General features: G+C 57.5%; 22 protein-coding genes. 9 read left to right on the top strand and 13 right to left on the bottom strand.

Features of this window, described 5'->3' with window-relative positions; all coding sequences use genetic code 11:
- Nucleotides 1-4: 4 nt before the first annotated feature.
- Nucleotides 5-943, bottom strand: coding sequence for a LysR family transcriptional regulator (locus tag IFU29_RS20670; RefSeq protein ID WP_244633764.1), 939 nt, complete (start codon nucleotides 941-943; stop codon nucleotides 5-7).
- 98 nt (nucleotides 944-1041) lie between these two features.
- Between IFU29_RS20670 and IFU29_RS20665 the strand changes: the two genes are divergently transcribed.
- Nucleotides 1042-2250, top strand: coding sequence for an MFS transporter (locus IFU29_RS20665; RefSeq protein ID WP_244633763.1), 1209 nt, complete (start codon nucleotides 1042-1044; stop codon nucleotides 2248-2250).
- Between the two features lie 64 nt (nucleotides 2251-2314).
- Here IFU29_RS20665 and IFU29_RS20660 read toward each other — a convergent pair whose 3' ends face one another.
- From IFU29_RS20660 to IFU29_RS20650, 3 genes are all read right to left on the bottom strand, one after another.
- Entirely contained in the window at nucleotides 2315-3244 is a 930-nt protein-coding gene (locus IFU29_RS20660; protein WP_244633762.1) for a hypothetical protein, read from the bottom strand.
- 52 nt (nucleotides 3245-3296) lie between these two features.
- Entirely contained in the window at nucleotides 3297-3962 is a 666-nt protein-coding gene (fsa, locus tag IFU29_RS20655) for a fructose-6-phosphate aldolase (RefSeq protein WP_191935603.1), read from the bottom strand.
- A gap of 269 nt (nucleotides 3963-4231) precedes the next feature.
- Entirely contained in the window at nucleotides 4232-4969 is a 738-nt protein-coding gene (locus IFU29_RS20650; RefSeq protein WP_191935569.1) for a DeoR/GlpR family DNA-binding transcription regulator, read from the bottom strand.
- Between the two features lie 313 nt (nucleotides 4970-5282).
- Between IFU29_RS20650 and IFU29_RS20645 the strand changes: the two genes are divergently transcribed.
- Nucleotides 5283-6095 (top strand): Cof-type HAD-IIB family hydrolase, encoded by an 813-nt coding sequence (locus IFU29_RS20645; protein ID WP_274604307.1) that lies wholly within the window; start codon nucleotides 5283-5285, stop codon nucleotides 6093-6095.
- A gap of 83 nt (nucleotides 6096-6178) precedes the next feature.
- On the opposite strand, the gene hglS is transcribed toward IFU29_RS20645, so the two are convergent.
- The gene (hglS, locus tag IFU29_RS20640; RefSeq protein WP_191935568.1) at nucleotides 6179-7513 is read right to left on the bottom strand and encodes a 2-oxoadipate dioxygenase/decarboxylase HglS; all 1335 of its coding nucleotides are present in this window, start codon (nucleotides 7511-7513) and stop codon (nucleotides 6179-6181) included.
- A gap of 484 nt (nucleotides 7514-7997) precedes the next feature.
- Here hglS and IFU29_RS20635 point away from each other — a divergent pair, with 484 nt between their 5' ends.
- The 4 genes from IFU29_RS20635 to IFU29_RS20620 all read left to right on the top strand — a co-directional run bounded on the left by IFU29_RS20635 (nucleotide 7998) and on the right by IFU29_RS20620 (nucleotide 12209).
- On the top strand, nucleotides 7998-9581 hold the full coding sequence (locus IFU29_RS20635; protein ID WP_191935567.1) for a carbohydrate porin: 1584 nt from the start codon (nucleotides 7998-8000) through the stop codon (nucleotides 9579-9581).
- 38 nt (nucleotides 9582-9619) lie between these two features.
- Nucleotides 9620-10804 (top strand): alpha/beta hydrolase-fold protein, encoded by a 1185-nt coding sequence (locus IFU29_RS20630; protein ID WP_191935566.1) that lies wholly within the window; start codon nucleotides 9620-9622, stop codon nucleotides 10802-10804.
- Between the two features lie 18 nt (nucleotides 10805-10822).
- On the top strand, nucleotides 10823-11242 hold the full coding sequence (locus tag IFU29_RS20625) for a nucleotide triphosphate diphosphatase NUDT15 (RefSeq protein WP_342214496.1): 420 nt from the start codon (nucleotides 10823-10825) through the stop codon (nucleotides 11240-11242).
- A 187-nt stretch (nucleotides 11243-11429) separates the two neighbouring features.
- On the top strand, nucleotides 11430-12209 hold the full coding sequence (locus IFU29_RS20620) for a HalD/BesD family halogenase (RefSeq protein WP_191935565.1): 780 nt from the start codon (nucleotides 11430-11432) through the stop codon (nucleotides 12207-12209).
- Here IFU29_RS20620 and IFU29_RS20615 read toward each other — a convergent pair.
- The 3 genes from IFU29_RS20615 to treF form a co-directional block, all read right to left on the bottom strand.
- The gene (locus IFU29_RS20615; protein WP_191935600.1) at nucleotides 12194-13297 is read right to left on the bottom strand and encodes a DUF2817 domain-containing protein; all 1104 of its coding nucleotides are present in this window, start codon (nucleotides 13295-13297) and stop codon (nucleotides 12194-12196) included. The two genes, IFU29_RS20620 and IFU29_RS20615, sit on opposite strands and share 16 nt — an antisense overlap.
- A 12-nt stretch (nucleotides 13298-13309) precedes the next feature.
- The gene (locus IFU29_RS20610; RefSeq protein ID WP_191935564.1) at nucleotides 13310-14089 is read right to left on the bottom strand and encodes an ABC transporter substrate-binding protein; all 780 of its coding nucleotides are present in this window, start codon (nucleotides 14087-14089) and stop codon (nucleotides 13310-13312) included.
- A gap of 160 nt (nucleotides 14090-14249) precedes the next feature.
- Complete coding sequence (gene treF / locus IFU29_RS20605) at nucleotides 14250-15884, bottom strand: alpha,alpha-trehalase TreF (RefSeq protein ID WP_342214499.1); 1635 nt, start codon at nucleotides 15882-15884, stop codon at nucleotides 14250-14252.
- 683 nt (nucleotides 15885-16567) lie between these two features.
- On the opposite strand from treF, the gene IFU29_RS20600 reads away from it, so the two are divergent.
- Nucleotides 16568-17194 carry a LysE family translocator gene (locus tag IFU29_RS20600; protein WP_191935562.1) on the top strand — a complete coding sequence of 209 codons (627 nt, stop codon included), beginning with the start codon at nucleotides 16568-16570 and terminating at the stop codon, nucleotides 17192-17194.
- 1 nt (nucleotide 17195) lies between these two features.
- Here the strand turns inward: IFU29_RS20600 and IFU29_RS20595 are convergent, their stop codons facing one another.
- Together IFU29_RS20595 and IFU29_RS20590 are read right to left on the bottom strand one after the other, a co-directional pair.
- On the bottom strand, nucleotides 17196-17750 hold the full coding sequence (locus IFU29_RS20595) for a LeuD/DmdB family oxidoreductase small subunit (RefSeq protein WP_191935561.1): 555 nt from the start codon (nucleotides 17748-17750) through the stop codon (nucleotides 17196-17198).
- Entirely contained in the window at nucleotides 17747-19048 is a 1302-nt protein-coding gene (locus IFU29_RS20590) for a 3-isopropylmalate dehydratase large subunit (RefSeq protein WP_191935560.1), read from the bottom strand. Before IFU29_RS20590 ends, IFU29_RS20595 begins: the two co-directional genes overlap by 4 nt.
- Nucleotides 19049-19185: 137 nt before the next feature.
- Between IFU29_RS20590 and IFU29_RS20585 the strand changes: the two genes are divergently transcribed.
- A complete protein-coding gene (locus IFU29_RS20585; protein WP_191935559.1) occupies nucleotides 19186-20079 on the top strand; it encodes a LysR family transcriptional regulator in 894 nt (297 codons plus the stop codon).
- 473 nt (nucleotides 20080-20552) lie between these two features.
- Here the strand turns inward: IFU29_RS20585 and IFU29_RS20580 are convergent, their stop codons facing one another.
- A complete protein-coding gene (locus IFU29_RS20580; RefSeq protein WP_191935558.1) occupies nucleotides 20553-21332 on the bottom strand; it encodes an L-threonylcarbamoyladenylate synthase in 780 nt (259 codons plus the stop codon).
- A 140-nt stretch (nucleotides 21333-21472) separates the two neighbouring features.
- On the bottom strand, nucleotides 21473-22537 hold the full coding sequence (locus IFU29_RS20575) for an SDR family oxidoreductase (protein ID WP_191935557.1): 1065 nt from the start codon (nucleotides 22535-22537) through the stop codon (nucleotides 21473-21475).
- Between the two features lie 96 nt (nucleotides 22538-22633).
- On the opposite strand from IFU29_RS20575, the gene IFU29_RS20570 reads away from it, so the two are divergent.
- The gene (locus tag IFU29_RS20570; protein ID WP_191935556.1) at nucleotides 22634-23542 is read left to right on the top strand and encodes a LysR family transcriptional regulator; all 909 of its coding nucleotides are present in this window, start codon (nucleotides 22634-22636) and stop codon (nucleotides 23540-23542) included.
- Nucleotides 23543-23642: 100 nt separating this feature from the next.
- On the opposite strand, the gene IFU29_RS20565 is transcribed toward IFU29_RS20570, so the two are convergent.
- Complete coding sequence (locus IFU29_RS20565; protein ID WP_191935555.1) at nucleotides 23643-24455, bottom strand: IclR family transcriptional regulator; 813 nt, start codon at nucleotides 24453-24455, stop codon at nucleotides 23643-23645.
- Nucleotides 24456-24472: the final 17 nt, after the last annotated feature.

The following is a 24472-nucleotide window of genomic DNA, read 5'->3' as shown; positions in this document are numbered from 1 at the left end:
TTATTCAACGCAGCGGGTGCTGCGTCCCCGTCAGTACCGGCATCGCCTCACGCATCATGGTCAGAAACATCCGCAGACGCGCAGGATAGTAGCGGGCGTGGGGATAGACCAGATACACCGGCAGTGCGGCGGCCTGCCACTGCGGCGCAAGGTGCAGTAACGTTCCGCGCGCAATATCCTCCTGCACTACCCATGATGACGCAATCCCCACCCCCATCCCCGCCAGCACCGCATTGCGCAGTGCGTACAGGCTGTCGGTCAGCAGCCGCGGCTGGATATCAAAACGCTGGTTTTCTCCACCAGGAAGGTGCGTCAGCGAGACGCTGTGACGATAGAAGGTGCTAAGGGCCAGCCACGGCAGGCTCTGGAGCTGTTGCGGATGCTGCGGTACCGCATCCGTCGCCAGGAGCGCAGGGGAACCAATGACAATGCGCGGCACTTCAGCCACCAGCTGGGCTACCACCGACGGTTCGGTGACCGGGCCGACGTGCACCGCGCAGTCGATACCCTCGGCAATAAACTCCGGGTGGCGGTCACTCAGCATCCACTCCACGGTCATCCGGGGGTAGCGCTGTAAATAGTGCTGCAACGGCACAATCATCTGATCCTGCCCGAAGGCGTGCGGAGCCAGCACCCTCAGCACCCCCTGCGGCTCCTCGGTGACGCCGCGCAGGTCGTCCTCTATCCCCTGCCAGCTTTCCAGCAGTGTCCTGGCGTGGGCATAGCAGCGCTGGCCGTCCTCCGTCAGCTTCATCACATGGGTGGTACGCTGCACCAGCTTCAGGCCCAGCAGCTTCTCCAGGGTTTGCAGGCGGCGGCTGACGGTGGGCTGACTGGTGCCCAGCCGTGCAGCGGCGGCCGACAGATTGCCAGCTTCCACGATGCGCACAAAGGTCTGCATCAGTTCTATACGGTCAACGCCGGGAAATTGTGATGTGTTCATACGCCTATCGTATAACAGTTCTACCAGGCAGGCGACTACCGCTGCGCCTGCTAACGCATAATAATAGCGTCAACTTCACAGACACACAGGTGCTGACCATGTCGACCCAACCTTCTTCTTCACCCCAGCCGCTGTCAGGCCCCACCGTACTGATGCTGGCCAGCGGCGCTGGCTTCAGCGTGGCGTCGATCTACTACAGCCAGCCGATGCTGGAAATTTTGTCCAGCGAGCTTCATGCCAGCGTGACAACCAGCGGTCTGGTGCCCACGCTGACCCAGATGGGCTATGCGCTCGGCATTTTACTGCTCGCCCCGCTGGGGGATCGCCACGACCGGCGCACCATTATTACGATTAAAGGCGTGCTGCTGACGCTGGCGCTGCTACTCAGTGCGGCCGCAGGCAACATGATGGTGCTGCTGGCTGCCAGCCTGGCGATTGGCATCACGGCGACGATGGCGCAGGACATTGTTCCGGCCTCCGCCAGCCTGTCCCCGGAGGCCCAGCGGGGCAAAACCGTGGGCACGGTGATGACCGGACTGCTGCTGGGTATTTTGCTGTCAAGGGTGGTGAGCGGGCTGGTGGCGCAGTATTTCGGCTGGCGGGTGATGTTTGTACTCGCCGCCGTGATGGTACTGCTGATTACGCTGGTTCTGTGGCGTCGCCTGCCGCAAATCGCCCCCAGCACCACGCTGGGCTACCCGGCGCTGCTGGCATCAATGCGTCACCTGTGGCTGCACCACGGCGAACTGCGCCGCGCCACACTGGCACAGGGGCTGCTTTCCGTCGGATTCAGTGCTTTCTGGTCAACCCTGGCGGTGATGCTGCACACCCGTTATGGCCTCGGCAGCGCCACGGCGGGCGCCTTTGGTCTGGCCGGTGCAGCAGGCGCTATGGCCGCTCCGCTGGCAGGGATGATGGCCGACCGTCGCGGCCCGGCGCTGGTGACACAGTTCAGCACCGCGCTGGCCACGCTCTCTTTCGCCGCGCTGTTTTTCCTGCCGCTGCTGCCGGTGCCCGCCCAGCTGGCGCTGATTGTTATCTCGGCGGTTGGTTTTGATTTTGGGGTACAGGCCACGCTGGTGTCCCACCAGACGCTGATCTTCGGCCTCGAACCTGCCGCCCGCAGCCGCCTGAATGCGTTAATGTTTACCGGGGTATTTATCGGCATGGCGATCGGTTCCGCGCTGGGCAGTCTGATCCTGGAAAAAGCCGGATGGCCGGGGGTGGTTGCCCTGCTGACGCTGGCCGGTGCCCTGAGCTTTGTGGTGAGAATGTATGCCCGCCGTATCCGGCTGGCACAGGCCTGAGCCTGGATCTGCCGTCATCGGCACGGGGCGACCTGAAACAGGTCGCCCCTGATGGGCTGAGGGGTTATTCCGCCAGCTTTTTCATAAAGTCATCCCACTGCTGGCGATAAACATCCAGCTGCTTCAGGGCCCCGTCGATAGAGGACTGTGCCTTATTATCAGGATTCGGCGTGGCATTAATCACCCGGGCAAACGCACTGAAGGTTTCGGCCATATTGCTGCTCAGTTTCGTTGCCGCCAGCATCGTGGTCAGTTCAACCTGCGGCCGGGCGGTCCCGCTTTTCACCTGCTCAAGGTATTGGCGTGCTTCAGACTGCATGGTACCAGTGCCGTACTGCCTGGCAATATCCAGCATCCCCTGGGCTGACAGCAGGGTGCGTTCTTCACGATCGGCAATTTTCCCCTCAGTCATCCCGTCGACAATCTTTGTGGCCTGCTGCTGCTGATCCGGGGCAACATATTTTTCCACCAGCTTATGCAGTTTGGCCTGAGTTAGCGACAGCGCCATCGCTTCGGAGGTATCGGAATTGTCGTACTGATTACGACCCATCTGGCCCTGGGCTAATACCTCATGCAGGTCAGCGGCAAACTTATCCATGCTGGCCTGAGTATTATCGCGGGTCATACCCAGCAGGGGGGTGAAGGTGCGGGCATCCCAGTTGGTTTGCGGGTCATTAAACAGGTCATAGCCAAGGTTAATCACCGCCGTCTGGCTGGAGGATTTACCGGCATGCAGATCCTTCAGATTGTCTTCCTGCTGCTCCGCCGTCAGCGGTTCGGCCGTCGCCTGCGCCAGCCGCGCGCGGCCCTCCGGGGAGATCGCCACCACGCTGGCGGGCAAGGTTTTCCCGGTAATGCTTTCTGTTGCAGGCGCAGCGCTGGCGGCACCTGCGGTAGTGGCAACATATCTCCCTGCCACGCTGTCGGTTACTCCACTGATCACACCCATAAAGCCCTCTACGGTTATCACGTTGGTAGCGTAATTTATCGGCAAATGGTAAGGATCCTTTACGTAAAAGATGGGGCGAACGCTGGAAAATCCAGCGCTATGACAGCGTCAGATTGCCATAGGCCTGTGACCAGTCCTGGTCAAAGCGCTGCAGGGCGCTGTCTACTGCCGGATCGAGCAGGAACAGCTCCGCGACGTCAGGATCGACGGTGATCGCCCGGCAGCCAGCGAGCATACAGTCCAGCACCTGGCGCGGCGTACGGAAGCTGGCGGCCAGCACTTTGCTGTGCGGACAATGCAGATCGAGCAGGGTTTGTAATTCACGCACCAGCGCAATGCCGTCACCGCCCTGGGCATCGACCCGGTTAACGTAAGGCGCGATATAGCCGGCACCGGCCAGCGCGGCATAAAACCCCTGCCCCGCACCGTACACCGCCGTCCCCAGCGTGGGGATATTCTGTTGAGTCAGGGCCTTTATTGCCGTCAGGCCCTGATGGGTCACCGGCACCTTGACCACCAGCGAGGGCACAATTTCACGCAGCTGTAAGGCTTCATCCACCATCGCCGCCGCCTCATGCGCCAGAACCTGGGCAAACAGGGTCGCGTCAGCAGGAAGAATCGACACCAGCTCCTGGAGCACGCTGCTGAGTGGCCGCTGGCTGCGCGCGACAATACTCGGGTTGGTGGTCACCCCTTTCACCGGCAGCACCGCGGCCAGGCGTTTCACTACTGCGACATCAGCCGTATCTAAATAAAATTCCATCATTTTCTCCGGGAAAGGGCCTGTCTGTGTTTCATATGAAACATTCATTGCTTTCGCATAACAATAATGGAGATCCCCCGGCTGAAAGTTGATCGTCATCACGCTTAATCACGCAGGGAAAACATGCCAATCGAGGCAATAAAAACCATATAAAACAGAAAGATAATAAAAAAATCACCGACAGGGTTATAAAGAGTGAAAGAGGCCTTTCACCCGAAGAGGGATTGTGAAGCAAAACAACCGCCAGATGAAAGCGGCCAGGGCGTGGATCAGGCTTTCAGTACCGTGATCCCCTGTTGCTGTAGCGCATCTTCCATCGTCAGCAGCAGTCCGGCATCGGTGATCACGGTATTAATATCGCTGTGTTTCGCCACGTTGTAAGGGAACAGCTTGCCAAACTTACCCGACTCGGCAATCACATAGTTCTCTACCCGCTTCTCAATGGCCAGCCGGATATTCTCCGCCCGCATAACATCCCGCCCGGTAAACCCCTGCTCCGGGCTGTAACCGTCAATGCCGATAAAGACCTTGTTGAAATTAATATTGTTAATGCACAGATGCGTCAGCGGTCCCACCAGGCACTCACTGCGTTTTTGCAGCACGCCACCGATGAGCACCACGTCCTGATAGCAGTTTTTCAGCTCGTTGGCCACGTACACACAGGGTGTCACCACGGTCACATCCAGGCCGGATCGACCGATCTCCCTGGCAAAGTGCGCATTGCTGCTGCCGGCTTCGATAAACAGCGTATCGCCTTCTGACAGCAGTGACAGCGCCCGTTTTGCCATCGCCTCTTTGGTGGAGAAGTTACTGCTCACGCGCTCGGAGAGATCGTTAAGCGATACCGCATAGCCATGCGCCCGGGTGAGATAGTGCAGGCTTTCCAGCGCATTCAGATCTTTACGGATCGTCACGCCAGACACACCGGCGATCTGCGCCAGTTCGTTAATACTGACCTTCCCTTTCTCTTCTACCCGATCGAGAATTCGCCGGTGTCGTTGTTTCATCGTGACCTTCTGTCGCCACAGGGGCTTTCATTCGTAACGTTTCATTTTCATATTAAGTAAGCCGCCGACAGATAACAATCGCCGCCCCGGAAAACAGTGCCTCTTTTTCAGGTCGGTTTTTCCGCATACGGCTATTTTCCGCCATACTGCACGCCAGTAACCGGGCTTCGGGCGCAGTCCGCGCCGCCTGCCGGGCCGTAGCACTGGCGTAACGCCGTTAAAAGGGGAAGCCCTGTGCAAAAGCTGCCTCTTTTTTCCATCACCGATTCCAACGATGATGGGCCCTGTTTTTACTTTTTATTCAGGGGACCTGATGATTAAAATGATTGCTGTCGATATGGACGGCACCTTCCTCGATGACCATAAAACCTATAACAAAGCGCGATTCTTAGCGCAATATCAGCAACTTAAAGAAAAAAACATTAAGTTTGTCGTGGCCAGCGGCAACCAGTACTACCAGCTGATCAGCTTTTTCCCGGACATCCGCGATGAGATTGCTTTTGTCTCTGAAAACGGCGCAAATATTGTCGACGCAGGCAGGACACTGTTCTGCGGTGAGTTAAGCGATGACCATCTGAAAAAAGTGCTGACGGTGCTGAGCGCACTCCCCTATGCCCACACCGTGGTCTGCGGGCCGCGCAGTGCTTATATGCTTAAGAGCGCCCCCGACTCGCTGCGGGCGCTGATGGCGAAGCACTATCATCGTCTGGAACTGCGCGACGACTTTACCGCGCTGGATGACACCATCTTCAAATTCTCGCTAAACCTGGCCGATGAGAAGATCCCGGAGCTGATGGCGCACATTGGCCATGCTCTGGATGGTATCGTCGCCCCGGTATCCAGCGGCTTTGGCTTTGTTGACCTGATCATCCCCGGCGTCCATAAGGCCCACGGGCTGTCCCTGCTCCAGCGTCAGTGGCAGATTGCCGACCATGAAGTGGTCGCCATCGGCGACAGTGGCAACGATATTGAGATGGTTGCCCAGGCCGGATTTGGCTTTGCCATGGCCAACGCGCAGCCTGCCGTGAAGCAGGTCGCACGTTATCATACCGAGAGCAATAACCAGGAAGGGGCGCTGAATGTGATCGATCGCGTGCTGACCGGTCGCGCGCCGTTTGAGGGTTAAGGCCGCCCCGTACCGGGGAATTCTACCGCTGGCGGGCTGACCGGAACAAAAGGTCAGCCCCTGCGGAACCAGAAGTTTAGCCTCTACAGAAACAGACGATCGAGGGAGTCCTGCTGTCGCTGCTGATACAGCGCAAACTCATCAATGACCGGGCAGCCGAGCGCCTGCTCAAAGGCTGCCTGGCTGGGGTTTCCACTGCTCACCCGCTGCGTGTCGCCGCCCAGATTCGACTGGAAAATACCTGCCGCACTGACCGGCAGGAAATCTTCGTAGATAATCGGTTCGGCAATTACCGCGCCCCGGGCGATCTGGCTCTCCAGATCCTCACCTGGGGTAATAGCGTGCTGCGGATCGCGGCGGTAACGGTAAAACGCCAGCTGCTGCTGGCGCAGCTGGTCAGCGTCATCAGGGAACGCAGCAAACACCGCGCTCAGGTGGCGCTGGTGACTGGTGTTGTCCCCGTGTTTCGCGGCCGAGGCCTCACGCAGCAGCCGGTCGTACAGCTCCCGCCCTTTGCGCGTCAGCGCCACGCCGCGCTGCTCAATTTCGCCAAAGCGCGCGGTATGTGTGCCGGCCGTCTGGTCGGTAAAATCGATCGCCTCATTCAGCGCCTTGAAGCTTGTCTGACGCAGCAGGATCGGGCAGCGCCTGGCCGGCGGCCCTTCAATGGTCTCTTTCGGCGTAATGCCATACTCCGGCATCAGCTGCTGTACGCGATCGATATCCAGCGTGCGCGGCGTCAGATGGTTGATATGCGGCCCGCGAAAGCACGCCACATCGGCAATCAGGCGATGCTGGGCCAGCAGCGCATTATAGGTACCGAGATCAACCGAGGCCTGATGATGCCAGCGGAAGGTGTCCAGCGCCTCCCGCACAAATTCGTCCGCCTGTTCATCCGTCAGCCCCCCCTGCTGCTGGTGGATAGCCAGCAGTTCGCGCAGACGGGGGGTAAAAATATCGCGCCGGGCCAGTAGTTCACTGACCCTGTCGCGCAGCGCCGGGTCCTCAATCAGCTCCAGCCGCAGCAGTGAGGTAAAGACCCGGAACGGGTTAACCTGTAATGAAGCCTCCGATACCGGACGGAACGCGGTGGAGTGTACCGGCACCCCGGCCGTGGAAAGGTCGTAATAACCCACGGCGGACATCCCCATCACCGCAAACAGTTCACGCAGGGTCGACAGCTCCTGTGCCGTCCCTACGCGGATAGCGCCGTGGCGCTCCACGCTCAGGCGGTTGACCTCCTGCGGCCACTGTGCGGCATCCAGCGCATCCGGGCTTTTGGCCAGTACCTGCTGATTTACCTCGCGCACCAGTTGCAGCAACGTGCCATATTGCGGAACTTCCTTCTGATACATCGCTGACATCGCTTTAGAGAAACGGTCGCGGATCTGGTCTTCGCTGATAAAACGGTGACTCATTGCAGATCTCCTGAAAGGTGCTGTTGATGTTCCCACAGGGAGGATAGCCATGCCGGTGAAGGCTAAGTGTTAGTTTCATCACAGATTGTAAACTGAGAATGAAAATATCATTGCAGCCGCGTCGGCAACTGAGACAAAATCATTCTATTACGAAATATTTCAAAGTGAATTTTCGTTAACCGACACTCTGGATTGTTACTGTTTACCAGCCGACTGGTGACAGGCAAAACCTGAAGCGTTTTTCTTACCCTGATTAAGCGGTAAGAAAAGCTATTCAGGTTTTTTTTTGCTTTGAGAAAAGTGTTTCGCAGAAATGAATAAGGAGAATGAAGAGAAAAGAAATAAAACGATAAAAATAACCCTCTGATTTAAAAGAGCGTCGTCTGCATTCGCACCCGCTCTCCATTTTATGCCCGTTAGCGGTAAGACTGGCAGGGAAACCGCATGTCTTTTATTTATCATGCCACACCTGGGAAGCTAAAAAGTGAAAAAATCGTCATTAACAATAATAGCCGTTCTTATTACTTCTGCTCTGTTTCCGGCCCCTCTTCTTGCCGCTAAATTAACGCTGGAGCAGCGGCTGGAATTGCTGGAAAAAGAGTTGCAGCGCACGCAAACAGAATTTCAGGAATATAAAGCCCGGCACGAACAGCCGGCTATAGCAAAACGTGCGACAGCGGTCAGCACGCCAGAGGCCGACACGACGCCTGCCACGGTCAGTGCCCGCTCAACGGTGGAGGTGGCCAGCACCTCAGCCGCTGGCGAAAGCAGCCAGCCAGTCACGCTGAAAGAGATCAGCCAGTATGTCAAAGATGAGATCGGCTTCACCTATTCCGGCTACCTGCGCAGCGGCTGGGCAACCGGCAATAATGGCTCTCCGCAGTCCTATGCGATCGGCTCCGTCGGGCGCTTTGGTAACGAGCACAGCGGCTGGTTCGACTTACTGCTGAAGCAGCGGGTCTATCAGCAGAACGGTAAAAGTGCCGAAGCTATCGTTAAACTGGATGGTAACGTCAGTCAGCAGTACGGCTCCGGCTGGTTTGGTGATAACAACGGCAATGAAAACCTGCTGCAATTTTCTGATATCTATCTGACCACCCAAGGCTTCCTGCCCTTCGCGCCAGAGGCGGACTTCTGGGTCGGTAAACACACCCTGCCGGTCTATGAGATCCAGATGCTGGACTGGAAAAGCGTGCGTACGGACGTCGGCGGCGGTATTGGCATCGAAAATCTGGCGGCCGGGCCGGGTAAGGTAGATCTGTCACTGACGCGTGAAGATATCGACGTTTACTCGCGCGATCTCAACAATAAGACCCAGATGAACACCAACTCCGTCGAGGCACGCTATAAAGACCTGCCGCTGTGGGACAGCGCCACCCTGACGGTGATGGGTAAATATTCCATGGCCAATAAAACGGATGAGCAGAAAAGCAATGAAGGCAGTGACCGCTTCTACACGCTGAAAGATGCCTGGCTGGCCACGGCCATCGTGCGGCAGCAGCTGAGCAACAAGGGTTTCAACGACTTCAGCCTGCAGGCCGGGAACAACTCTTTCGCCAGCAGTTTTGCCAATTACAACGGGGCCAGTTCCAATGTCAGCTACAACGGGTACTATTATGGCGACCACACCAACGGCACGGCATTCCGCGCCATCTCACAGGGTGAAATGTACCTGAGCGATAAGATCATCATGGCCAATGCGCTGGTCTACTCGCGCGGTAACGATGTGTACAGCTACGAGAGTGGTTCACACAGTGATTTTGAGAGCCTGCGTACCGTGGTACGCCCGGCCTGGATCTGGGACAGCTATAATCAGACCGGTGTGGAGCTGGGCTGGTTTACCCAGAGCAATAAAACCCAGTCAGGTGACACGCTGAAAGAGTCCGGCTATAAAACCACGCTGTATCACGCGCTGAAAGTGGATACCAGCATTCTTAACTCGCGCCCGGAGATCCGTTTCTACGGCACGTACCTGCACGTGCTGGACAACGGACTGTCAGATTACCGCTTCCAGGACAGTAAAAACGATCAGCTTTCGCTGGGCGTACAGGCCGAAGTCTGGTGGTAATCTGCCCCTGATGTGCTTAACCGATAAGGACGTAACCGATGAAGAAATCTGCTGTTGCACTGCTGCTGTCCGGCCTGTTGCTGGGCGCTACGCTCCCGGCCTTTTCCGCCACGCTGCCTGCTGATTTTCCGCCTTTCCCTCCCCAGGACCGGCCGGTAAACCAGTACGTAACCCAGGTGAACGCGGATCGCAGCATTACCTTCCGGCTGTATGCACCACAGGCGAAAAAGGTCTCGGTGTTTACCGGGGCCACGCCGGAAAGCTACGTGTCACACCCGATGGTGAAAGATGCCAGCGGCATCTGGAGCTTCCGCTCGGCGGTACAGGCCCCTAATCTGTATGAATATTTCTTCAGCGTCGATGGTTTCCGCAGTATTGATACCGGAACAGCGTATGCCAAGCCGCAGCGTCAGGTGAACACCAGCCTGATCCTGGTACCGGGCAGTATTCTCGATGTGCGCAACGTGCCGCACGGTGACGTACGCACGCTGACCTATCACTCGCCGCAGCTGAAGCGGGAGCGTCAGGTGGCGGTATGGACGCCGCCGGGCTATGACGGTAAAGGCGCGCCGCTGCCAGTGCTCTACTTCTATCATGGCTTCGGTGACAGCCTGCGTTCGGCCATCGACCAGGGGCGCGTGCCGGAAATGATGGATAACCTGCTGGCGGAAGGCAAAATCAAGCCGATGCTGGTGGTGATCCCGGATACGGAAACCGATACCGCCACCACCACGCCGGAAGACTATGTGCCGCAGGAACGCCGCAAACTGTTCTATCCACGTAATGCGCAGGCCGCCGACCGCGAACTGATCCACGATATTATTCCGCTGATCAACCAGCGCTTTAACGTGCGTCATGATGCAGAGGGCCGTGCTCTGGCGGGCCTGTCACAGGGGGGTTACCAGGCCCTGGTGTCCGGCCTCAGCCACCTGGATTATTTCAGCGCGCTGGCGACCCTGAGCGGCGTCAGCACCACGACCGTCCCTGACGCACGGGTGGCGGCGCAGCTGGAAAAACCGCAGCAGATTAACCATCAGCTGAAAAACTTTACCGTGGTGGTGGGCGAAAATGACATCGTGACCGGAAAAGATATCGCCGGGCTGAAGCAGACCCTGGAGGAAAAAGGCGTGAAGTTTGACTATCACGCCTGGCCGAAGCTGGGCCACGAGATGGATGTCTGGCGGCCCGCCTATGCTGAATTCGTGCAGAAACTGTTCCGTTAATCCGGTCATAAGAGAGAGATGATGTCATCACCACGTATTGGGGTCGGCGTTCTTATTTTCCGTGACGGTAAGCTGTTACTGGGGAAACGCCAGGGCAGCCACGGTGCCGGCGACTGGTCGGCCCCCGGCGGGCATCTGGAGTTTGGGGAAACCCCCCAGCAGTGTGCAGCACGTGAAGCGCTGGAAGAGTGCGGCATGGTGACCGGCGACTGTATCGCCGGGCCGTTTACCAACGATATTTTCCAGGCCGAACAGCAGCATTACGTCACGCTGTTTATGCTGGCGTATCACGCCAGCGGCACGCCGCAGCGCTGTGAGCCGGAAAAGTGTGAGGGCTGGCACTGGTGCGATCCGGCTGCGCTGCCGCAGCCGCTGTTCGCTCCGCTGAAATCGCTGCTGACACAGGTCGATCTGGTGGCACTGAGTACGCCGCCTTAACGGCCGCTTCCCACCGGGAAACCTTCCCTGTCGCTCTCGAGAGGGTCGGAACATCAAAAAAGCACCCGGCGGCAGCGCCCGGTGCTTTTTTAGCCTGTGCAATGGTTAAAAAGCGTGCAAAATCAGTAGCGCACGGAGGGACGCCGTCGTACAGTGGATCACCTGCCCTTCTGCCCGTGAGAACCGAATGAACCCGCTTGCCTCGCTGCTGAACCTGAGTGCTCACCCGATTACCGATGCCGCTTACACTGCACGCTGTCAGCAGGCGCTTGCCGCGCAGGGTGCCCTGGTGCTGCGCGGTTTTTTAACCGCTGCCGCCCTGGCCGCCATTAAGCAGGAAGGCGAGGACAACCAGCATCTGGCCTTTTATGCCAGCAGCCGGCACAACGTCTATCTGCAAAAAACCGACGCGGCTTTTGCCGCCGACCATCCGCGTAACCGTCAGGTGATCTCATCGAAAGGCTGTATTACCGATGAAGAGATCCCCGCCGACTCTGCCCTGCGCGCCCTGTATGATTCAGCCACCTTTAAAGCGTTTCTCTGCGGTGTACTGGATGAACAGCAGCTGTTTCCCTACGCCGACCGCCTGTCGTCAATCAACCTGCACTACGCGCACACCGGCCAGGAGCTGGGCTGGCATTTTGATAACTCGTCGTTCGCCATCACGCTGCTGATCCAGAAGCCGCACGCGGGCGGTGTTTTTGAATACGTCAGCCATCTGCGCAATGCCGAAGCAGGTGAGATGAACTACAGCGGCGTGGCAGCCGTGCTGGACGGTGAGCGTGCGGTGGAAAAACTGGCGATTGAGCCAGGGGACCTGGTGCTGTTTCGCGGGCGTAATGCCCTGCACCGCGTCACGCCGACGGAAGGGGAGATCACCCGGATGCTGGTGGTGCTGGCGTACAATGCTCAGCCGGATGTCGCGCTGTCAGAAAGCGCCCGCATGACCTTCTACGGACGCCTGTAAAGCGACTGCTGTAGCGCCTCCCAGCCGCGCTGGAAAACCTGCCGGGTGCGCAGCGCCGTCAGCGCCCGCCAGTCCGGATCGGCCGGGTAGAAGCCCTCAAACAGCTGCTGTTTCACGCGCAGCGCCTGTTCGCTGTTCAGGTCACCGTAGAGGTGCAGCCAGTGGTCGTCACGCACGCGGCGGTGCATCTCGCGGCCGTCATACGTTCCACACTCTACCACCAGCTGGATCAGGTCGGTTTCAGGCAGCTGGTCCAGCATAAACTGCGACAGGTAGCCCGTGGCCGTGGCCGTCACGCCGGTATCACTCTCGCTGCTGGCCCCGGTAATAATCACCGTCAGCCATTCGCTAAACAGGCGTTTCGCCTCATCCAGCGCCGGGTAAGCACGTTCGGCAATCGCCAGCAGCATCGGATGGCCCCAGGCACCGGCCCCGGTATGCAGGTCAAAGCTGATCATTCGCCGCGCCATTTGCAGATGATTGGCGATAATCTGCCGCAGGATCTGCTGTGACCAGCTGGCCTGACTGCCGCCATAGAAAATGCCATCGGCAAACTGATACTGTCCGGCTTCTACGATACGCTTCACGCCGTTCCAGCCGATGTCGGCACACTTCAGCGCCATCTGCACATCGGCCTCTGCCCGCTCTACCCCGTCAAGATCGCGACAGGTGTAAAGACTGTGCAGCGCCGGGTAGGCGGCGTTGTGCGGCACTTCAGCGCTAAAATCAACGAAGTTACGATTCAGATCGGCATTGTCTTCATTCACCCGCCGCAGATGCGCCGTGCCCCACGGGTTAATCAGATGGACCAGCACCAGCGCCACATCCTGCGGCAGCGTACTGCCATCCAGCTCCTCCAGCCAGGCGATCTGGCTGTCGGAACCGTAGTAGCCCTCAACGCCGTGGGTGCCGGACACCACCAGCATCACCTGCGGCGCATCGGCACGCCCTATTACCGCCACATCGGTGAAGAGCGCTTCGCCCTGCGGGCCGCTCAGCGGGTGCGGATAGCAGGTGACCGCGCCACCCCGCTTGCCAGCCGCCGCGAGAAAGCGGGCGCGCTGGGTTTGAAAATCAGATAGTGTGATCTCCGTCATGACTTACTCCGGGCGGTGATAAACATCAAAGCTGAAGTATTGCTTCGCCAGCCTGTCGTAAGTGCCGTTTTTATGCAGTTCCGCCATCGCCTCGTTAATCCTGGCGATGCGGGCACCGTCGTCTTTACGCAGGCCAATACCCACGCCCTCACCGAAGTATTTCGGGTCATACAGCGGTTTCCCGGCAATATGGTAATCCGCGCCCTGCGGCGTTTTCAGGAAGCCCGATTCCGCCGCAGCGGCATTGGTAAAGGTCGCATCCAGGCGGCCTGACGCCAGGTCCGGGTAAATTTCTGACTGGTTGGGATAGCTCACGACCTGAACGCCCTTGCTACCCCACAGGGTCTGAGCAAAGCCCTCCTGGGTCGTGCCCTGCGCCACGCCGATCGTTTTGCCTTTCAGCGAGGCCAGCTCCGGCAGCAGTTTGCTGTCTTTACGCGTCAGCAGCGCGCTGGGGGTGTTATAGAGCATATCGGTAAACGCCACCTGCTGGCGGCGCTTGTCGGTCATCGCCATCGCCGAGAGGATGGCATCAAACTTACGCGCGTGTAAGGCCGGGATGATGCCGTCATAGCCGGTCTGCACCCAGACGCATTTGACCTGCATCTGCTGACAGATAGCGTTGCCCATATCAATATCAAAGCCCTGGAGTGAGCCATCGGCGGCTTTGGATTCGAACGGCGGAAACGTCGGGTCAACGCCGAAGCGCAGCTCTTCTGCCGCCAGGGCGGAAGCGCTAAACCCCGCCAGCAACGCCAGCGCGGTCAGGGTCAGTTTTTTCATCTCACGTACTCCGAATCATCATGCGGGTTAGCATCAAGTAATAGCATGATTTTTCATGGAGAAATAAGGCTTTTGTCTTATGGCAGGCGGGGATTAATAAGCCATTTTTATAATGCGGAGTCTGGTCTCAGAGGTGGCCGGGCGGCCACCTCCTGGAGGATTAACGCGAGGGGTACATTTCCAGCAGACGGCGCGTCACGCCGTTGGTCCAGCCAAAACCATCCTGCAGCGGATATTCCCCGCCACCACCGAGCAGGGCGGCATCGCCGCTGATGTTATATTTTTCCACCAGCTTATGGTGCTGCTGCCAGGTGCTGTCGACCGTATTCAGCCAGCGCCGGGCGATCTCCTGCGCCAGCAGCTCATCGCCGTAGCTGTTAAAGCCTTTGACCGCCAGCCACTGCATCGGTGCCCAGCCGTTCGGGCTGTCCCACTGCTCGCCGGTGACTTCCATCGTGCAGAGCATACCGCCCGGCGCAAGAAGGTAGTCACGTACGGCTTTTGCCGTGCGCGTGGCCTGATCCAGGCTGGCCATACCGACATACACCGGGGTGACCGCTGCAGCGCTGAACAGGGCTTTTTCCCCTTCCCGCCAGTTGTAATCGCGGTACAGGCCAGTTTCCTCTTCCCACAGATACTTGTCGACCACCTCACGGCGGCGCAGCGCCAGCTGCTGGAAGCGGTCAGCAACTTCCTGCTCACCTTTGCTGGCCGACAGGCGGGCAATGGTGGTTTCCAGCTTGTAGAGGAACGCATTCAGGTCTATCGGCACAATGCTGGTGGTCTGGATACTCGCCAGCCGGCCAGGCTCGGCCAGCCAGCGGGAGGTAAAGTCCCAGCCGGAGGCAGCCCCGGCACGCAGGTCGCGGTACACTTCGCTTGACGGACGCGCAGAGTCGCGTGCCGTTTCCACGTCTTCCAGGTACGATTCGTCACGCGGCGTGTCGCGGTCATCCCAGTAGCGGTTTAGCACCGATCCGTCTGGCAGCATGACCACGTGGCGATACGCCTGATTCGGGGAGAGCTCCCCCTGCCCGTCCATCCAGAATTCGTATTCACTTTTCAGCTGCGGCAGATAGTGCTGCGCTTCATGAATATCATTTTTTTCAAACAGCTCGACCATCATCGCAAACACCGGCGGCTGCGAACGGCTGAGGTAATACGTCCGGTTACCATTGGGGATATGGCCGTACTTATCGATCATCCACGCAAAGTTGTCGGCCATATTCCGCATCAGATCACAGCGGCCAGCGGAGGCAAAGCCCAGCATGCTGAAATAAGAGTCCCAGTAATAGGTTTCACCGAAACGGCCGCCCGGCACCACGTAGGGTTTAGGCAGTGGCAGCAGTGAGGAAAATTCGCAGTGCTTTTCCGGCTGGCGGGTTAATACCGGCCATAGCGCATCAATATGCTGCTCAATGCTGTTGTTCGGATCGGCGACATAACGGCTGTCGTGGACGTGCGGCAGCTCAAAGTTTTCCAGCACAAATTCCAGCAGGTTGAAATCGTCCCGCTCACGGGCCAGATAATAGCGGTAGAGAATACGCTCTGGCTCAAACTTTGGCGCACAGTCGGCGAAGGTTTTACTGTCGGAAAAAATGCGCGACATCTGCACGGCTTCAAACAGATCCTGATAGCGGTCTGATGGCGTGAGGATATCGGGCGCAGGCAGGCCGCGGATTGGCTCCGGCTGTGGCTCAACTGCCGATTCCGGGCCAGCCTCATAATCGTTATACCAGGCTTCATATTCAGCAGGGTTGACGTCAATCATCGCTTCGTTTTGGTTAAAAGTGATAAGAACCTCCTGATGCCGAAAAAATACGTTGGCAAAGTCGTCTGGTGAAAAATATTTTTAAGTAATAAGGGGCTTATTATAGTACCCCAGTCTCAACGTGCAACCCGATGTTTCCATTACGCTTAATGACTGAATATTTCAAAAAATAAACGACAGGAAAAATAAGCCAAATTTACTGACATAAATAAAAATACAGGGAGGTATGCCGACAGAATAAACTACGAACCTCTTTAAATAAAACGGTTATTTTATTAATGAATTACAGCATCTTAGCCTGAATAATCAGAAAAAGGCTAAATGCCGCATTATTGTCATTCTTATCCAGTATTTTTTATTGCTAACAAGTGGTTAGCCAGTTTCAGCCGGTGACGGAAGCCTGTAAGGGGGAATGGCAGGGAAAAAGCCCTGCTGCTGCAGAAGGAGGCAAGGGTAAAAAAGAGGCCGCCGCCCCCCTGATTCGGACAATACTGAGACCGCAGCGGGCCATTTTTACCGCCGGGGATCGCCAACGATACCCTCAGGGGGAGAACGCCGGTGGCAGATACCGGGCATAAGGAAGAATATTTGCCCACTGTGATTTACTTCTCACTGTTGGGAAAATAAACTACGGCCCCTTCGTGACTCAACGAACCGAATCAAACAGATTTTCCCCTCAGGCTGAGGGGGAGCAGAAAGGATGATGTATGACGCTTCAACTCTGGCTGGCTTATACCGGCGTGATTGCCGCCCTGATTGCCATACCCGGCCCGTCGGCCCTGATCAGCATGACCCACGGCCTGCGCTACGGCCGCAAACAGGCCCTGGCGACGGTGACCGGTGGCGTACTGGCCGCCATGATGCTGATGACGGCCTCCGCGCTTGGCCTGGGGGCGATCCTTGCCGCTTCGACCACTGCCTTTACCGTACTGAAAGTGGTCGGTGCGGCGTACCTGATCTGGCTGGGGATTGCCGCCTGGCGAGATAACAGCGAACCCACCGCCGTGAATACCGTCGAGGCCGGAGACACGCCCGGAGCCTGGCGCCTGTTCCGTAAAGGCTTTACGGTCGGCATCAGCAACCCGAAAGATCTGCTGTTCTTCGCGGCGCTGTTCCCGAACTTTGTCGATGCCAGCCAGCCGCACGCCATGCAGTTTGCCACGCTGGCCATCACCTGGGCAGTCCTGGATCTCAGTATTATGTTCAGCTATGCCTGCGCCGGACGCCGCCTGTCGGGGGTTTTCTCTAATGCCCGCCGCCTGCGCATTCTGAACCGCTCCACCGGCAGCCTGTTTGTCTTCGCCGGCGGTGCGCTGGCGGTTTCAGCCAAATAAGCTATCCGGCCTGGCTTATGCGCCCGCTGGCGCGCGCATAAGCAAACAGCCCTCCGGCCTCGATTATCCTCGCCAGCTCGCCCACCGGGTCGGTCTTCAGTATTTCCCCCGTTTCCAGCAGTGTTACCGTCTGGCTGCGGGGATCTATCGTCACATAATCCCCGGTACGCAGCCGCTGATGCAGTGCGCCAGAGCAGATCACCGGCAGCAGTTCCCCGGTCACCACGCAGTTGCGGAAGAAAATACGCGCAAATGACGGGGCCAGCACCGCTTTTACCCCGGATGCCCCCAGCGCCATCACAGCATGCTCCCGCGAGGATCCGCAGCCAAAGTTTTTACCCGCCACAATAATCGGGTAAGCCGCACGTCCGCTGCCAGCATCAATAAACGGCAGTGCCCCTTCCGGTAAACCACACATCGCCAGGGAAGCCAGCTGGGCGTAACCCTCCGGCAGGGAAGGATTCACCTTGAGATACTCTGCGGTGAGGATCTGGTCAGTATCAATGTTGTCGCCCAGCACGTACACCGTGCCGCTGATGATCGGTTCCATACTCATACTCCGAGTTCTGCAGGATTGGTTATCATGCCGGTGATCGCCGCGGCCGCGACCGCATAAGGCGATGCCAGATAAATGCTGGCGCGCTTATGTCCCATACGGCCAACAAAATTGCGGTTGGTGGTGGCGATCACCGATATCGGCTGATGCACACGGCCAAAGGTATCTGGCGGGCCACCGCAGCAGGCAGCACAGCCTGCTTCTGACGATAGCTGTACGCCCGCATCGGTCAGGATTTGATAGACCGATACGCCCCCGATTTGTGTGGTGATAAGGTGGTGAAACACCTCTTTGGTGGCCGGAACGGCGAAGGTGGGGATGGTGACTTTGCGCCCTTTCATCACCTGTGCGGCGGCAATAAAATCAGCCAGCTTACCCCCGGTGCAGGAACCGATATAGGCCTGCGAGATGGCGACATTTTTCAGGGTATCAATGGCCACCACATTATCGGGCGAGTGAGGTTTTGCCACCTGCGGCTGCATCCCCGTGACGTCAAAATCGACCACGCGGCTATAGACCGCATCGGCATCTGCGGTCACCAGGCTGAACGGCACATCGGTGCGTGCCGCCAGGTAGTCAAGCGTGGCCTGGTTCGGCACCATAATGCCGTTCTTCGCCCCGCACTCCACCACCATATTGCATATCGTCATACGCTCTTCGACCGACAGGGCGTCAATCACGCTGCCACCAAACTCAATCGCTTCATAGGTTGCCCCCTCAACCGTCAGCTCCGCCAGCAGCAGCAGAATCAAATCTTTGGCCTGGACATGAGTGGGCAGAATGCCGTGATAATTGACGCGGATAGTGGTCGGAACTTTCAGCGGGATTTCCCCCGTCCCCAGCGCGTAGGCCGCATCCGTGATGCCTAAGCCAATCGCGAAACAACCAAAGGCCCCGGCGGTGACGGTATGAGAGTCAGTGCCCAGCAGCACCTCTCCGGGCCGGGTATGGCCGCCTTCGGCCAGGCCGATATGGCAGACGCCTTTATACTGTGGTGTGCCCACGTCATAGAAAGAGGTAATCTTCTGCTCTTTGGCAAACTCCCGCATAACACGGATATTCTGATTGGCCTGGGGATCGGCAGAATAGACAAAATGGTCCGGGATCATAATAAAACGTCCGGCGTCCCAGACTTTTGCCTGCGCACCAAACTCTTTTTTAAATACGCTGGCGACGCCAGGCGTACAGGGGTCGTGCGACATTAATATATCCACTTTCGCCCAGACTATTTCTCCAGGCATGACGGTATCCCTCCCGCTGGCACGCGCGAGTATTTTCTGACTGATTGTCTGACCCATATTTATTTATCTCTGTGTATTATTCCGGCCAATGAAGTGAATAAACTTTATTTACCTTACCGTTTTTCACTGCCGGGTAAACGCGGAATATGCTAATATCGTGGATTGTTTCCCTCTAAAAACAATCCGGGATCATAATGAGCGATTTTGAAAACCTGCACGGCATGATTATTTTTGCCAAAGTGGTGGAAACCCTGAGCTATACCGAAGCGGCGAAGGCACTCGGGCTGGCAAAATCCTCGGTGAGTAAAGAGATCACGGCGCTGGAAGTGCGCCTGGGGGCAAAACTGCTGCAGCGCACCACCCGGCGCATTCAGGTGACAGAAGTCGGGATGACCTATTACCACTACTGTTACCGGATACTGCATGAGGTGAAAAGTGCCGACCTGTTTATCCGCCAGTTTCACGAAGAGCCTACCGGCAGCCTGCGTGTGGTGGCACCGGTTTCCTTTGGCTGCCAGTGTATTGTTCCGGTGCTTAACCGCTTTGTCGCCAGCAATATCCACGTCAGCGTCGATCTGGATCTGACCGATCGCGCGGTCAATCTGGAAGAGGATGGCTTTGATATCGCCATCGCCATTACCCGCGAACTGCCGGAACACCGCCACTATCGTCCGCTGTCCGATATCGCCTGGGGGCTGTATGCCGCCCCGGCGTATATGCACAACATCGGTGCGATAGCCAGCCCGGATGACCTGCCGCGCCAGGACTATATTCTGTTTCGCGGCCCGGCCCACACCATTTCATTACCGTTCCGTAAAGAGAAACAGAAAAAGGATATTGAAGTCCGCAGCCGCTTCCGCGCCAACAACAGTATTGCCCTGTTAAATTCGGCCGTAGCTCAGACCGGCATTGCCTATCTGCCGAATTATATTGCTCAGGAGGCGGTGACTCGCGGGGATCTGGTACAGATCCTCCCAGAATGGGAAATGGACATTTATAAATCCTACGTTCTGGTGAAAAGTGATAATTTCATTTCACCGCGCGTACGGTTATTTATTGAAGAGTTGCAGAAGGCGTTAAAAAAATAACCCTGGCGACCGGAAAGGGAATGGAGAAAAGGTAAGAACTGGCCGACAGGGAATATAAGGTCGGCCACTACGGTTTAGCGCGGAAACGATTTCACCCTAAATAAGGGGCGTTACAGCAAGGCGGCAAAGGGGTGAATCCCCGGGAGCTTACCTGAGTAAGTGACCGGGGTGAGCACATGAAGCCAACGCCGTTGTCGCGTCAAGTATGACGGGTAAAATTACCCTAAATAATGGGCGTTACAGCAAGGCGGCAAAGGAGTGAATCCCCGGGAGCTTACCTGAGTAAGTGACCGGGGTGAGCACATGAAGCCAACGCCGTTGTCGCGTCAAGTATGACGGGTAAAAATTACCCTAAATAATGGGCGTTACAACAAGGCGGCAAAGGAGTGAATCCCCGGGAGCTTACCTGAGTAAGTGACCGGGGTGAGCACATGAAGCCAACGCCGTTGTAGCGTCAAGTATGACGGGTAAAATTAATAGTAGTTGCCGTGACGGTAATCCCAGGTCGTAAAGATATCCGACATCATCGACATAATCTTATCAACATCCAGGCCTTTACGGATCAGCACCGGGCACGGCGTGATATTACGTTCGCCTTTCTGCTCGGGCACCAGCTTACCGTTATCGTCAACCATCGCTACCATTACACCCTGCTCGTAACGGGTCTTTTCTGACTCGTTTGGCTGGATAGACTTCACATAGTCGTTAGCGGCAATAATCAGATCTGCGTGCTGTTCAATACGGTCGCCGATACCTTCGACCAGGCCACGGTTGCCTTTGCCTGACGGGTTAGCCGAGCTGGCGAAGGAGAACTTACCGTGGTTTTCCCACAGCTCTTTCGCCAGGTTCTCACCGGGTACGCCAAATTTGATGACGAAACAGCTGGTCTGACGGCGGTCCATCATCAGCTCTTTAGAGCCGTCATCCGGGATACGCGCTACCGCCTCTTCTTTCCACGGCAGGATGCAGCCCAGCAGCACGTCTTTGTCCCAGTGCTGCTGATACAGCGCTTCAATTTCCGGGTTCAGCTGGGCCAGCTCTTTCAGCTGTTCCAGAGAACCGCACAGCACTACGCCCGGCTTGTTACGGTTACGCTGCTTGGCGTCAAACTTGCGCTCCAGACCTTTGGCGTCAGACGTCATGATGATGTAGCCCACTTTGGTCGGGCAGACGATCATGCCGCCTTCCGCAGACAGGATCTTCACGGCTTCTGGCTGTAAGCCACCATTCCAGTTAACAACTTTATCGTTCATAGCAGCACCTTTCGTTCGGATTCGGTTCAAAGTAAAGTGGGTCATCACCCGTTGAAACCATCCTGCCACAGCCAGTTTTTAGCGCAACAATAAACACTATAAAGCCACGATTGTTTCCCACAGGAAACAACCGTTGCCGGTCAGCGCGGGATTAACTGTGCTGCTTTTAAGCGGTCAAACAGCTCAAAAAAGGCCTCACGCGTCGGCTGATAGCCCGTAAATCCGGCTTTCCGGCTTTTACTGACGTCGGTAAACACTTCCATCGGACGACCGAGGTCAGCATCGGTGTGCCACCATGACGCCAGCTTGCTGACATCCGGCTCTTTGAGGCCGGCTTCACTGGCAATCTTCTGCCACTGCTGCGCGGCATCGTTCATCCGCCCTTCCAGCGGCTGCTCGCCGGCGAAAGGGGCCGCTTCAATGCCGAAGTACGCGGCAATTTCGCCCCACATCCACTGCCAGCGGAACACGTCACCGTTGACCACGTTGTAATCCTGGTTTTGCGCAGAAGGCGTGGTGGCGGCCCAGAGCAGCTGGTCGGCCAGCAGGCGGGCGTCGGTCATGTCGGTCACCCCTTCCCACTGTGCTTTGGATCCCGGGAAGACAAACGGCTGCCCGGTCTGTTTGCACAGCGTGGCGTACACCGCCAGCGTCTGCCCCATGTTCATCGCGTTACCGACGGCGAAGCCAATCACCGTATGCGGGCGATGCACGCTCCAGGTACAGCCATATTTTTTTGCGGCGGCAAACACTTCGTCTTCCTGGGCATAGTAGAAATTCTCTACTGGCTGGCGGCCCTGCTCTTCGCGAAACGGCGTGACCGGCACCGCGCCCTTGCCGTAGGCGTCAAACGGGCCAAGGTAGTGCTTCAGGCCGGTGATCAGCGCCACGTGGCCCCCTTTCAGCGAGTCTCCCAGCGCGTCCAGTACGTTACGCACCATCGCTCCGTTGACGCGGATGTTCTCTTTTTCGTTTTCCTGGCGAGCCCAGGCGCTGAAGAACACCTTATCCACCACCACATCCTTCAGGGCGGCCTGTACAGATTCCGCATCGGTCAGGTCGGCAGTCAGCGATGTCACTCCGCCGATCACCGGGGTACGTCCGCGTGACAGGCCATTAACCTGCCAGCCTTCTGCCAGCAGGCGTTCGGCCAGGGCACTTCCGGTGACGCCGCTGACGCCCACAATCAAAGCTCGTTGCTGCATAATTTCTCTCCTGTTCAGTGAATTCCTTCAGCTTAATAGAGAATTAAATTCCCATCTCAGGTATAAATTCACAGTATTAATGAACAGGAGGAATGAATGGCCGTCTCTGAAGATCGTCTGAAAGGGATCACTGCCTTTGTCGCTACAGTGGAGAGCGGCAGCTTTACCGCCGCCGCCGAACGGCTGCATCTGACCAGCTCTGCCGTGAGTAAAAGCATGGCGCGACTGGAAGCACGCCTCGGATCACGGCTGTTTGAGCGCACCACCCGCAGTCTGGCACTGACCGATGCCGGGCAGGCCTATTACGACACCTGCACCCGCGTGCTGGGGGAGCTGAGCGAAGCGGAATCGGTGCTGGCGGCCCAGCGCACCATTCCGGTCGGCCGCCTGCGCGTGGCCGTCCCCCATACCTTTGGTCGCCTGCATGTGATGCCGCTGCTCAATCAGTTCTGCCGGCAGCACCCGGATATGCAGCTTAACCTGTCGTTCTCGGACCGCTTTGTCGATCTGTTTGAAGAGGGCATCGACGTTGCGGTGCGCATCGGTGGGCCAGGCAGCTATCCCCCTTCTCTGGCGGTGCGCTATCTCGGCTGCGAACAGCTGATCTTCTGCGCCTCACCTGACTACCTGACACAGCACGGCATCCCGCAGTCGTTAGCGGCGCTGGAACAGCACCGGGCGATTGTTTATGACCGCATCGACGGCAGCACCAGCCCGTGGCATGTCACCTCGCCGGATGGCCGCATCACCACGCGTACCGTACCGCACCGGATGGCGCTGGGGGATGGCGAAGCGCAGCGCTCCGCAGTCATGGCCGGGCTGGGTGTGGCACAGATGGCGACATGGCTGATGGAAGAACAGCTGACACGCGGTGAACTGGTGCCCTTCCTGCCGGAACTGACGGTGCCGGGCCTGCCGCTGTACGTGGTCTGGCCGCGCAGAAAGCAGCTCACGCCGAAGGTCGATGCGCTGTTGAGTGCGCTGGAGACGTTGAGGATTGGATGAGTGAGGCAATCGCAAAAGATGATCGCCCCGGTGCAAAGCCACCCCACGGAGCCGCTGAAAAACTGACGCGGCTGACCTTCCTGTTCGGTCAGCCCGCAGGTTACCCGTGAAAACCCAGCTCGGCGGAGATCGCTTTGGCGGTGGCTACCACAGGGGCCATCAGCTTTTTCACCCCAATCTGCTGGAGTTTCGCCGTTGGCAGTGACACGGATACCGCATACGGCACCCGCTGCTGAATATCAAACACCGGGGCAGCAATGCAGGAGACGCCCAGTTCGTTCTCTTCCCGATCCATGGCGGTACGCTGCTGGCGAATGCTCTTCAACTCTTCCAGCATTTCCGGCAGCGTGGTGATGGTATTTTTGGTCAGGGGCTGGATGGTCTCCTGATGGCTCTGCCAGTACTGCGCCGGGTACTCTTCGCTGCCCCAGGCCATAAAGATTTTACCCATGGCGGAGCAGTACAGTGGCATATGCTGGCCGATGTAAGCGCGGGTACGCATCATGCCGGTGGTCGGTTCCAGCTTGTAGATCAGGATCACATGGTCATCTTCCCGGCTGGAAAAGTTGACCGTCTCCCCCACCTCCAGATTCAGCTTCTCCAGATGCGGTGCCGCCACGTGGATCACGTTCAGCGATGAGAGCGCCTTCTGCCCGACGGAGATAAATTTCGTGGTCAGACGGTAGCTGCCCGGTGACGGTGCCTGGGTAACATAGCCGCTGCTGTGAAGCCCCTGCAGCAGACGGTGCACCGTACTTTTGTTCATCCCGGACAGTTCAGACAGATGGGCCAGCGGGCAACCGTTCGGGTAGTTGCTTAAGAGTTCAATCAACTGAAGGCCACGGAACAGGCTCTGCGTCCCCAGCGGTTTGTCTTTCTTATCGTCCTTCACGCTATCCGCTTTTACGCTCATCCACGCTTCCTCTTGGT

This window comes from Erwinia persicina, assembly GCF_014838825.1.
Classification (GTDB): Bacteria; Pseudomonadota; Gammaproteobacteria; order Enterobacterales; family Enterobacteriaceae; genus Erwinia; species Erwinia persicina_A.
This window is presented reverse-complemented; position numbering and strand designations above follow the sequence as displayed.